Annotated in this window: 9 protein-coding genes; 3 read left to right on the forward strand and 6 right to left on the reverse strand. The window is 54.0% G+C overall.

The genetic code is table 11. The annotated features are described in order from the left end of the window. Positions 1-101: 101 nt before the first annotated feature. The 5 genes from argH to argC form a co-directional block, all read right to left on the reverse strand. Positions 102-1,469 carry an argininosuccinate lyase gene (gene argH, locus CX651_RS19040; RefSeq protein WP_101057629.1) on the reverse strand — a complete coding sequence of 456 codons (1,368 nt, stop codon included), beginning with the start codon at positions 1,467-1,469 and terminating at the stop codon, positions 102-104. Between the two features lie 65 nt (positions 1,470-1,534). Then, entirely contained in the window at positions 1,535-2,758 is a 1,224-nt protein-coding gene (locus tag CX651_RS19045; RefSeq protein WP_025889296.1) for an argininosuccinate synthase, read from the reverse strand. Between the two features lie 34 nt (positions 2,759-2,792). Beyond that, a complete protein-coding gene (locus CX651_RS19050; protein WP_101057631.1) occupies positions 2,793-3,698 on the reverse strand; it encodes an ornithine carbamoyltransferase in 906 nt (301 codons plus the stop codon). Positions 3,699-3,709: 11 nt separating this feature from the next. Further along, positions 3,710-4,492 carry an acetylglutamate kinase gene (gene argB / locus CX651_RS19055; RefSeq protein ID WP_071237675.1) on the reverse strand — a complete coding sequence of 261 codons (783 nt, stop codon included), beginning with the start codon at positions 4,490-4,492 and terminating at the stop codon, positions 3,710-3,712. 33 nt (positions 4,493-4,525) lie between these two features. Further along, complete coding sequence (gene argC / locus CX651_RS19060; RefSeq protein WP_071237674.1) at positions 4,526-5,506, reverse strand: N-acetyl-gamma-glutamyl-phosphate reductase; 981 nt, start codon at positions 5,504-5,506, stop codon at positions 4,526-4,528. A 264-nt stretch (positions 5,507-5,770) separates the two neighbouring features. Here argC and argE point away from each other — a divergent pair, with 264 nt between their 5' ends. From argE to CX651_RS19075, 3 genes are all read left to right on the forward strand, one after another. After that, the gene (gene argE, locus CX651_RS19065) at positions 5,771-6,922 is read left to right on the forward strand and encodes an acetylornithine deacetylase (RefSeq protein ID WP_101057633.1); all 1,152 of its coding nucleotides are present in this window, start codon (positions 5,771-5,773) and stop codon (positions 6,920-6,922) included. 144 nt (positions 6,923-7,066) lie between these two features. Then, positions 7,067-9,703, forward strand: a complete 2,637-nt coding sequence (gene ppc / locus CX651_RS19070; RefSeq protein WP_071237672.1) for a phosphoenolpyruvate carboxylase — start codon at positions 7,067-7,069, stop codon at positions 9,701-9,703. Further along, a complete protein-coding gene (locus tag CX651_RS19075; protein WP_101057634.1) occupies positions 9,700-10,239 on the forward strand; it encodes a DUF1439 domain-containing protein in 540 nt (179 codons plus the stop codon). The genes ppc and CX651_RS19075 overlap by 4 nt, the downstream gene beginning before the upstream one ends. An 86-nt stretch (positions 10,240-10,325) precedes the next feature. On the opposite strand, the gene CX651_RS19080 is transcribed toward CX651_RS19075, so the two are convergent. Next, positions 10,326-11,600, reverse strand: coding sequence for a CinA family nicotinamide mononucleotide deamidase-related protein (locus CX651_RS19080; protein ID WP_101057636.1), 1,275 nt, complete (start codon positions 11,598-11,600; stop codon positions 10,326-10,328). Positions 11,601-11,872 lie beyond the last annotated feature (272 nt).

Raw genomic sequence — 11,872 nt, forward strand, 5'->3', positions numbered from 1 at the left:
ATTTTGATCCTTTCAGTGAGATCGTCAAGCGATCTGTCTTAACTGATCGGCATTACGCCGATTGGCGCGTTTTTGTTTGGCTCGAATCCGAGGGATAGCTTCTATTTGGCCTGCTTGGCTGTCAGTGCGGCCTTGACCTGCTCTACCGCGGTACCGCCGAGAATATTGCGCTTCGCCAGGCAGGAATCGATACTCAGATGCGGATAAACATCCTCCGCTATGATGTCGGCATAGCCTTGCAAGACTTCTAGTGGCAAGGCTTCCAGCGGCTTACCCTCGGCAATGGCATGCAACACCACTTCACCTACAACGTGGTGTGCCTGTCTGAATGGCATGCCTTTACCCACCAGATAGTCCGCCAGCTCAGTGGCATTGGCGTATCCCTGTTGAGCTGCGGCCAGCGCATTGTCACGGTTAACCTTGACACCTTCGAGCACCAGAGCCGCCATTTTCAAACACAGGCTCCAGCTGTCCATCACATCGAACAAGCCTTCCTTGTCTTCCTGCATATCCTTGTTGTAGGCGAGTGGCAGCGCCTTCATGGTGGTGAGGATCCCCATCAAGCTGCCGTATACCCTGCCCGCTTTACCGCGGATAAGCTCAAGCGCATCGGGGTTCTTTTTCTGCGGCATCAAGGAAGAACCTGAGGTGACATTGTCGGCCAGCTCGATAAAATTGGCTTCGCCGGAATTGAAGAAGATCATATCTTCGGCCATACGACTTAAGTGCATCATGCTGATAGAGGCATCGCTGCAGAGCTCGATCACATGGTCACGATCAGACACGCTGTCCAGGCTGTTGAGGGTAGCAGAGGCAAAGCCCAGGCTGGCCGCCAGCGCCTGACGGTCGATGGCATAAGCTGTACCCGCCAAGGCGCCACAACCCAGAGGGCAGGTGTTGAGGCGATTCAGTGCATCCTCCAAGCGGCTGATATCCCGCTCAAACATTTCCACATAAGCCAAAGCCCAGTGGCCAAAGGTCACGGGTTGTGCCCGCTGCAGATGGGTATATCCCGGCATCACGGCATCCAACTCACGCTCGGCCAAAGCCAGCAGCCCCTGTTTGACTTCGATCAACAGACTCAGCAGGTGTGCGCCTTCCTGTTTGCACCACAGCTTGAGATCGGTCGCCACCTGATCATTGCGCGAACGGCCGGTGTGCAGCTTCTTACCCAAGTCACCCACCTTGGCGATCAGCTGTGATTCCACAAAACTGTGAATATCTTCGGCGCCGGAAGCGATGATCTGCTCCGGCGTATCTTTAACTTCTGCGAGCAACTCAGCCAGCGCCTGAGTCAGGGCCTGGCATTCCTCCTGGGTTAACACGCCGGCCTGGGTTATCGCCTCGGCCCAGGCGACTGAGCCCTGGATATCCTGCTCCAGTAAACGGAAATCCACCGGCAGGGAATCGTTGAAGAGTTTGAAAAGTTCGCTGCTTTGACCGCTGAATCTGCCACCCCATAAAGCCATGATAAGGTCCTCTTTCTCGGGCATAAAAACTAAGGGGCGCCGATGCGCCCCTGATATATTGACGCTTACTTGCTGTTGAGCGCGCGAATACGGCTCGCCAATGAGTAGAGGCGGATAAAGCCTTCGGCGTGTTTCTGATCGTAAACCGTGTCTTCACCGAAGGTGGCAAACGCCTCGGAATACAGGCTATTGGGAGAACGTTTCTTCACGGCAACCGCCTGGCCCTTGAAGAGCTTGATCACCACTTCGCCGTTGATGTCCTGGGCCAGTGCCTCGGATGCCGCTAACAGCGAGTTGCACAGAGGCGTAAACCAACGGCCATCATAGACCAGATGTGCCATCTGAGCGGCCACCTGTTCACGCCAGTTACGGCTGGTCTTGTCGAGCACCAACTCCTCTACCGCTCTCAGAGCAGCAAACATGACAGTGCCGCCCGGTGTTTCATAACAGCCACGGGACTTCATCCCCACCAGCCGGTTTTCAGTGATATCGATACGGCCAACACCGTGAGCGGCAGCAATCTGGTTCAGCTTCATCAGCGCCGCATAGGGGCTCAGGGCTTCACCGTTGACTTCAGTCACCCGGCAGTTTTCCACTTTCAGGCTGACATACTCAGGCTCATCTGGCGCATCCAGCGGATCGACTGTCATGGTCCAGACCTCTTTACTGGGCTCATTCCAGGGATCTTCCAGTTCCCCACCTTCGTGGGAGATATGCCAGGCGTTGGCGTCGCGGCTATAGATCTTGGTGGCCGAAGCCGAGGTCTTGATGTTGCGCTCGGCCAGGTAAGCCAGCAGATCTTCACGGCTCTCCATGGTCCACTCACGCCAAGGGGCAATCACTTTCAGATCCGGCGCCAGTGCGGCAAAACAGCCTTCGAAACGCACCTGATCGTTACCCTTGCCGGTACATCCGTGACACAGGGCGTCAGCGCCGACCTTACGGGCCACTTCCACCTGAGCCTTGGCGATGATGGGTCTGGCCATGGAGGTTCCCAGCAGATAGGTTCCCTCGTAGATGGCACCGGTCGCTATGGTGGGATAGATGTAGTCTTTAACAAACTCTTCTTTCAAATCAACAATATGACACTCACTGGCGCCGGAGGCCAACGCCTTTTCTGTCAAACCTTCGAGTTCGGCTTCCCCTTGTCCAACATCGGCACAAAAGGCGACGATCTCACAGTTGTTATAGTTCTCTTTCAGCCAGGGAATAATGGCCGAGGTATCCAGGCCGCCGGAGTAGGCCAGGACAACTTTTTTTACATCTGTGTTTTTCTGTGCAATAGACATCTTAATTTTCCTAGATTCAACTGGCCCTTGGCCATCAGCTCAAAAGTGTTACCAGAACGGCATTCTGCGCGTGCATGCGGTTTTCTGCCTGTTGCAGGATCAGAGAACCTTTGCCATCCATCACCTCATCTGTCACTTCTACCCCTCTGTGAGCGGGTAAACAATGCATAAAATACTTCACCTTATACTGATCCATCAGCGGCTGATTGATCTGATAAGGATTAAATTTTGTTTCAATATCAGAAAGTTCTGTTTGGTCGCCCATGGAAATCCAAGTATCAGTGTAGACGGCATCCTGACCTTCCAGGGCGGCGATGTCCGAAGTCAATACCAGGCTGCCTCCATTCTCTGCCGCCAGTTGCTGTACTTCGTTGACAATCAGACCATCAGGGAAATGCCCTTCGGGGCAGATAACCGTCATGCTGGCACCCAAAATGGCAGCACCTATCATCAGTGAATGGGTCACGTTGTTGCCATCGCCCACATAGGCCAATTTCACCTTGCTCAAGTCACCGAGCTGTTCTGACAGGGTCAGAAAATCCGCCAGTGCCTGACAAGGGTGGTATAAGTCCGACAGCGCATTGATCACAGGCACAGTGCCGAACTCGGCCAGGCCTTCTATGGTCTTGTGGCTGAAAGTCCGTGCCACTATGGCGTCGGCCCAGCAGGAAAGGTTACCGGCGAAATCGGCAACAGATTCACGCTTGCCCAAAGCACCATTTTGTTGATCCAGATAAAGACAGTGGCCACCCAGCTTATGGATACCGATATCGAAACTGACCCTGGTGCGCAGGGAAGGTTTTTCAAACAGCATCACTACGCTCTTGCCCGCAAGCGCGTGTCGGTAGTCTGCCGGGCTGGACTTGATCTTCTTGGCCAGGTCCAACAACGCCAGCAACTGGGATTGGGTGAGTTCTTTAATGGTCAACAGGTGCTTCATACTGCCTTCTCCTATGGTTTTATTTGCGTACCCACGGCTTCGCCCTGAGCCAATGCAGCCAGTTGCGCCGCATCTCTCCAGGAAGCAACCTGTACCGGCTGCCCCATGAGTTCTGCGACTTCCAACGCCGCCTCTACTTTGACTTTCATGCCTTTCTCTATCACGCCCAGTTTCACCAGGTCGTCGATTTCGCTGCGATTAAGGCTGGCGATCAACTGCCCCTTACCGTCCAATACTCCGGAAACATCGGAGAGCAGTACCAGCTTGCCCCGCACCAGCTTGGCCAGCACTGTGGCAGCCTGATCGGCATTGACGTTAAGCAGTTGCCCTTCGCTGGATACCGCAATGGAGCTGACAATAGGCATCCACCCTTGAGACAAGACGAAATTGATATAGCTGCCGTCTTTGGGGGAAACGTCACCCACCAGCCCCAAACGTTCATCTTTAATTACCGCATCGACCAAGTTGGCATCCGCCAGACTCATGCCAACACTGGCGACACCGGCCTTGATGGCCGCAGCCTGCAGTATCTTGTTGGACATACCGGCCAGGGCTCCGGCAATGATCGGCATCTGCTCCGGCGGCGTGACCCGCAAGCCATCGAGCTTCACCGTATCCATGCCATTAGCCTTGAGCTGTTCATCCACCAGATAACCGCCACCATGAACCAGAACCACTTTCTGTCCCTGGGCCAGCATTTTCGCCGCCGTATCCATCAGCCTGGCCATTCCCATCTCACACTGCATCAGTGCGCCGCCAACTTTCAGAACCAACACCTTGTCTTTCGTGCTCATAGTGACAACTCTCTCTAACCGTTCCGGGAATAATTAGTATTTAAAGTGAATCTTTATGCATTGCAGCGCCTGACTGGCAGCGCCCTTCATCAGGTTGTCTATGGCACTGGCCACCACCAGATAATGGTTCTGTTCATCAAACTTCCACCCCAGATGACAATTGCCCGTGTGTACCACGTCATCCACCTTGGGAAATTGGTTCTGCTTTACGCTGACTATGCTCGAGCCATGGTAGATGCTGTAAGCCTCGGCAACGTCCTCTGCCTTGGTACCCGGCTTGAGCTGCAGCGTAATGGTGGCGAGAATGCCGCGTTTGAAGTTGCCAAGGTGCGGAGTAAAAATCACTTCCTGCCCCAGTTGGCTGGCGATTTCGGGCTGATGCCTGTGACCAAGCACACCGTAGGGCGTTAAACTCACTTCACAGAAACTGGTGTGCAGCTGCGCCTTGCGCCCGGCTCCGGTCACACCGCTAACAGCATTGATAACGGGGAAGGCATCTGTCATCAGTGACTTGAGCGGCTTAAGCGCCAACAGGGATGCCGTGGGATAACAACCGGGAACCGCAATCATCTTGCTGTTGGCAATCGCCTCGGCATTCCACTCGGCCAGACCATAAACTGCCTGTGCCAATACTTCGGCTTGGTTATGCTCAAAGCCATACCACTTGGGATAATTGGCCGCGTCGCTGAAACGATAAGCACCGCTCAAATCAAATACCGCCAGCCCCTGGGCATAAAACCAGGCCGCCAATTCCAGGCTTACCGAATGTTCGGTCGCCAGCGCCACGGCGTCGGCCTGCGCCACTATCTGCTGTTTGGCCTCTGGCGTTAACGGCTGCAACACTGCAGAGATATGTTGATATACAGGATAAAGTTCAGCCAGGCTTTTGCCCTTATCCAGACTATTTTCAGAGACATACAAGCCTTGAATGCTTAACTCTGGCTCAGCTTGGATCAGGGCGGTTAACTGGGCACCTGTATATCCACTGGCCCCTATGATGGCGATATTTTTCATGGTTTCTAATTCTTCAAGCTAATCAAAAAAGGAAGGGCACAACGAAAGCCCGTGGCTCAGCGCCTAATGACAAGTTTATCGTCGCAGGGAGTTATTGCAGTTTTTGGTCTGAATCAAGCTCAAGGTCGAACTCAACATACTTAGTCTCACTGAATTTAGTCACCATGAAAGATGACACTGGCTTTAGCTGTTTGCTAGACTAACACAGCAATTTATTTATGCAATATATATGAATAGTTATTTTTAATGTTTTGCGGAATAGTCATGAAAAAACTGCCGGAACTCACAGAAAGCTTCAGTGCGCTTATCGCCTCGCCCTCCATCAGTGCCCTGGAGCCCGAACAAGATCATTCCAATGCTGCCGTTATCGACTTGCTGGCCAACTGGTTTGGCGATTTGGGGTTGGAGTGCCGCCGCCAGCCGGTGCCCGGCAGTCGCAACAAACATAACCTGCTGGCCAACCTGGGCACTGGCCAAGGGGGCCTACTGCTGGCCGGGCACACAGACACAGTACCGTTCGATGAAGGCCGTTGGCAGCATGATCCCTTTCGGCTAACCGAAAAAGATAACCTTTGGTATGGCTTGGGAACTTGTGACATGAAGGGTTTCTTTGCCTTGATATTGGAGACCTTGAAACAACTGCCGCTGACACAAATGAAGCGACCTCTTTATATTCTCGCCAGTGCCGATGAGGAAACCACAATGAATGGGGCCAAGGCCTTTGCCGCCAACGCTGCAATCAAGCCTGAATTTGCCATCATAGGCGAACCCACCAGCCTACGGCCGGTTTATATGCATAAAGGGCACATGGCTCAAGGCATTCGAGTAACGGGCCGCAGCGGCCACTCGTCAGATCCGGCCAAGGGACTCAATGCCATAGAAGTGATGCATCTGATCATAGGCCGACTACTTAAACTCAAGCAGCATTTGAGCGAACACTATCGCGAAGATGCCTTCAGTGTGCCTTACCCAACCATGAACTTTGGCCATGTCCACGGCGGCGATGCAGCCAACCGTATCTGTGGTTGCTGTGATCTGCATCTGGATATTCGCCCGCTTCCCGGTTTGGCTTTGACCGAACTGCAACTCATGCTGCAGCAGTATTTACAGCCGGTCTGCGAACAATTCCCAGGATCAGTTTCCATCAGCGAACTCTATCCCGGCTCAGAGCCGTTTGCCGATGATAGAGACTCTCCCTGGAGCCAACTGGTCGCCAGCCTGGCGGGACAGCCACCTCAAGTGGTGAACTATGCCACCGAGGCGCCTTATATTCGGCAACTGGGGTGCCACACTCTGGTATTGGGACCCGGCAGCATAGAGCAGGCTCATCAACCGGATGAATATTTGGATACGGCGCAGATCAAACCTACAATAGATTTGCTGAAACAGCTTATTTATCATGCCTGTATAAAATAATGATCCAGCCCACAGCTGCTGGAAACAACGTAAGGCAAATACCTCAGCGTATTGACCATAGGGCACAGTGCTGGTTATTGTGCTCTACTCAAGTCCGCCCGAAACGACGACTCTTTCTCACTATTCTTTGGAGCAATCAACACGATGGCAGATATGTATGCATCCTTAAGATCCAACGTCAGTATGCTTGGGCAGATCCTCGGCGACACCATGCGATCCGATCTGGGGGAGCCATTTCTCGATAAGGTGGAGCAGATCCGTCAACTGGCCAAGAGTTCCCGTCAGGGTGATGAAAGCGCCCGTCAGCAGATGTTGGAACTGCTGACGGCCTTGCCCGATGACGAACTGGTGCCGGTCACCAAAGCCTTTAACCAATTTCTCAACCTGGCGAATATCGCCGAGCAGTTTCATACCATCAGCCGCAACTGTGATGAACTGGTGTGTGTACCGGATCCCGTGGAGCAACTGCTCGGACGCATGCTGAACGGCCCGATAGATCAGAAGCAGATGCTGTCCTGTCTGAGGGAGATGAACATAGATCTGGTACTGACGGCACACCCGACCGAGATATCCCGCCGCACCCTGATCCAGAAGTACTCATCTGTGGTCGATTGTCTGACGGCTCTGGAAAACGATCAGCTCAGCGAGCGCGAGTTTAAACAGATCAATCTGCGACTGCGGCAGCTAATTGCCCAGATTTGGCATACCAATGAGATCCGCCGCGAACGCCCGACGCCGGTAGATGAAGCCCGCTGGGGTTTGGCGACTATCGAAACCTCACTGTGGCAGGCGATTCCCGACTTTTTACGCCAGCTCAACGACCAGGTAGAAGAGCGCACCGGCAGCCAGCTACCGATTGATATCGCTCCAGTGCGATTCTCCAGCTGGATGGGTGGCGACCGTGACGGCAACCCCTTTGTTACCGCCAAGGTCACTCAGGAAGTATTGGATCGTAACCGCCATGCCGCCGCCAGACTCTATCTCAAAGATATCGTATCTCTGGTTGGCGAATTGTCTATGGAAGAAGCCAACGAGGAGTTGAGCCAGTATACCAACGGCAGCTGTGAACCTTATCGTGACGTGCTTAGAGATCTGCGCCAAAAGCTGCGCAACACCATAGACTATCTCAATGCCCGCCTCGAAGGTCATCAGCCCGAAATCGACAGCCATAGCATCATCTGGCACCAGGACGACCTGAAAAAGCCGCTGCTGATGCTGTATCAAAGCCTGTGCGATTGCGGCATGAGTCTGATAGCCAATGGCTTGCTGCTGGATATGTTGCGCCGCTTGGCCTGCTTCGGCATTCATATGCTGAGGTTGGATATCCGCCAGGATGCAGAGCGCCACGCCAATGCCATTGCCGAGCTTACCCGCTATCTGGGCATGGGTGACTTCAACCATTGGGATGAGACAGAAAAGCAGGCCTTCCTGCTCAGGGAACTGGCCAATCGCAGACCCTTGATCCCGGTAAACTGGCAGCCATCAGACGAGGTGGCCGAGGTACTGGCAACCTGCCGCTTGATAGCCACTCAGCCTCAACAAGCGCTGGGCTCCTATGTGATATCCATGGCCAGCCAACCATCCGACGTGCTGGCGGTACTCTTGCTGCTCAAAGAAACCGGCTGTCACTATCCCATGCGGGTAGTGCCGCTGTTTGAGACCCTGGATGACCTCAACAATGCCGCCGATTGCATCTCTGCCCTGCTCGATATCGATTGGTATCTGGGTTACACCAAAGGCATGCAGGAAGTGATGATTGGCTATTCGGATTCGGCCAAGGATGCCGGAGTCATGGCCGCGGCCTGGGCACAATACCGGGCGCAAGAACAACTGGTTGCGGTATGCAAGAAGGCTGGCGTCAAACTGACCCTATTCCACGGCCGTGGCGGTACTATCGGTCGTGGCGGCGGCCCTGCTCACCAGGCGATTCTGTCACAGCCTCCGGGCTCAGTTGACGGACGGATCCGGGTGACAGAGCAGGGAGAGATGATCCGCTTCAAGTTCGGTCTCCCTAAGTTGGCGGTGCAGTCACTGGCGCTTTACACCTCGGCGGTGATGGAAGCCACTTTACTTCCACCTCCTGAGCCCAAACAGGAGTGGCGGCAATGCATGCAGCGACTGGCCGATGAGTCTGTACTGGCCTACCGCAGCATAGTCAGGGAAGAAGCTGACTTTGTTGCCTATTTCAGAGCCGCAACGCCTGAAGTGGAGCTGGGTAAGCTGCCACTCGGCAGTCGACCGGCCAAACGCCGGGTGGATGGTGGTATCGAAAGCCTGCGCGCCATTCCCTGGATATTCGCCTGGTCACAGAACCGTTTGATGCTGCCGGCCTGGCTCGGTGCCGGTGAGGCGCTCGAAGCCGCAGCCAAGCGAGGAGAGCTTTCTCTGCTACAGGAGATGGAGCGTCAATGGCCCTTCTTCAACACCCGTATCTCCATGCTGGAAATGGTGTATGCCAAGGCAGAACCCAACCTCGCCCGCTATTACGACACCTGCCTGGTGCCTGAAGACCTGCGTCATTTGGGTGAAGCTCTCAGGGAGAGGCTGCAACAGGGGATCCAGGCGGTACTCGAACTGACCCGCTCTGACAGCCTGATGTCGCATACTCCCTGGAACAGGGAATCGGTGCGGCTTCGCAACCCCTATATCGACCCGCTCAACTTCCTGCAGGCCGAGCTGTTGGCCCGAAGTCGCAAGGAACAGGAAACCTCGGAACAATTGCAACTGGCGCTGATGCTGACCATAGCCGGTGTCGCGGCGGGCATGAGGAATACAGGATGAGGCTGCCCCTACTGCTGTCTCTGTGGTTGATGCTGATGTTGGGCGGCTGTGTCAGCCAATACAGCATCAGCGAAGGGCAGCTGGAATCCTATCTGAATAAAGAGCTGCAACTGGATATGCAAGACACCCAGGGGCCACTGGCAACAGAGATCCAGTTGAATCGGGTAACAGTCAAATTGGGGCACAAGCCGGATACCATGGCGGTGAAAGCCACCTCGGAGCTGATACTCAGAACACCGCTGTTTCCCCTGCGTGCCAGCCTGACGACAGAGTTTGAGGCCAAGCCTTGGTATGACAACCAAACCCATGGCGTCTATCTCCGTGGTCTGGAGTTGACCTCTGTCGAGTCCAATCCCAAGGATATTCAGCGGGCTTTACAAGGTATTGCCCCACAGTTGATGGGCTTTATCCGCAACTTCCTCGAAAGTCAGCCGGTTTATGTTCTGGACACCCAGGACAGCAACCAAGCGAGACTGGCCGATATGACCAAGAGCCTTCAGGTTAAACCAGGCAAGCTGGTGCTGGAGTTTAAATAAATCGATATTCACAGCACAAAAATACGCAGCCTTGGCTGCGTATTTTTATTTAACCTATTACTGGTTTAACCTATTACTGCCTTTGACTATTTGGCAAATCGACCAATGGAGGAGTAATCAACAATAACCGCCTCGCCCAGCAACTCGCGGCGCAGCATGTCATAGGCTACTGCGCTACTGAGGCTGCGAACCAGCTCTCTAGAGCGCCTTGGCAGCTGAATCATCTGGCTGTAACAACCTCCCTTGGTCGCCAAGGCTATGGCGACAGTACCGACAGGCTTCTCCTCTGTACCGCCGTCAGGACCGGCAATGCCACTGGTGGCCAGAGCATAGTCGCTATCCAGTATCGCCCTGGCCCCCATCGCCATCTCCTCAACGGTGGCAATCGACACAGCGCCATGGTCATCCAGAGTTGAAGGTTGAACCCCAAGAATACGCACCTTGCTCTCATTGCTGTAGGTCACCAACCCCTGATGCAAATAGGAAGAACTGCCAGGGAAAGCCACCAATTGACTGGTCAACATACCTCCGGTACAGGACTCGGCCAGGCTAAGACTAAGGCCTGAGTTCAACAACCTGTGATGGATCTCTTCCGCCAGCGTCGCGCGATTTTCGGCAACGACCGCAGTACCCAGAACCTGTCGTACATGATTGGTAACTCGGGGCAACAGAGCAATGGCCTTATCACCGCGGGCAAACAACTTGATCTCTATATGTGGCATAGAGGAGCGATAACCTATGGTGATCCCTGCTGGCAACTCCAATGCTTCCAGCTTATCGGCCAGCGTCGATTCGCCATGGCCCAGGGTCAACAGCTTATTCAATGCGACTTTTGCATCCAGGCCGAACTCCTGTTTGATAAAGGGCAGAAACTGCTCCTTAACCATATGTTTCAGCTCAAATGGTACCCCGGGAGTGAAGTAGAGCCAGGCACGATTGAGTTTGACTCTAAAGCCGCAGGCCGTGCCAACCGGATTATCGACCATGACGGCAGACTCAGGCAGCAAAGCCTGTTTCAGATTACTGGCTGGCATCTCTCTGTTGTTACGGCTGAACCAGGCCTCCATCTTGGCACGCCATTCGGCGTTCTCAACCAGAGACTCACCCTTGGCTTTAGCCATGGCTTCGGCCGAGAGATCGTCGCTGGTTGGCCCCAAACCACCATTAACCAGAATGACATCGGCATGGAGGCTACGCTCCTGAAACACAGCTATCAGATCTTCGAGCCTATCCCCAACTGTAACCCTGCGCTGCACCTCAATTCCATGCTCCATCATCACATTGGCAAACCAGGCGGCATTGGTATCTACTATCTGACCGGACAACACCTCCTCTCCGGTACAAATCATCTCTAACTTCATTCAAAGATCCCTTTGGCAAAAACTGCATATAAGTTAAGTAACAGCAGGATGAATAGCAAGCACAGCTTGATGGATGGCTGGAGCGCGAAGCAGCTTGGCTGCGAGCTGAGGGGCACACACTGCGCCAGCAGCTTTGGGCTGCATGTTAAGTCGTGCTCGCTGGAAGCGAGACAAACAAAAAAGCCCTAGCATTCAGCTAGGGCTTTTTTGTTTGTTAGGCGTCTGGCGATGACCTACTCTCACATGGGGAGACCCCACACTACCATCGGCGC

The sequence above is a fragment of the Shewanella chilikensis genome, assembly GCF_002836945.1.
Taxonomy (GTDB): domain Bacteria; phylum Pseudomonadota; class Gammaproteobacteria; order Enterobacterales; family Shewanellaceae; genus Shewanella; species Shewanella chilikensis.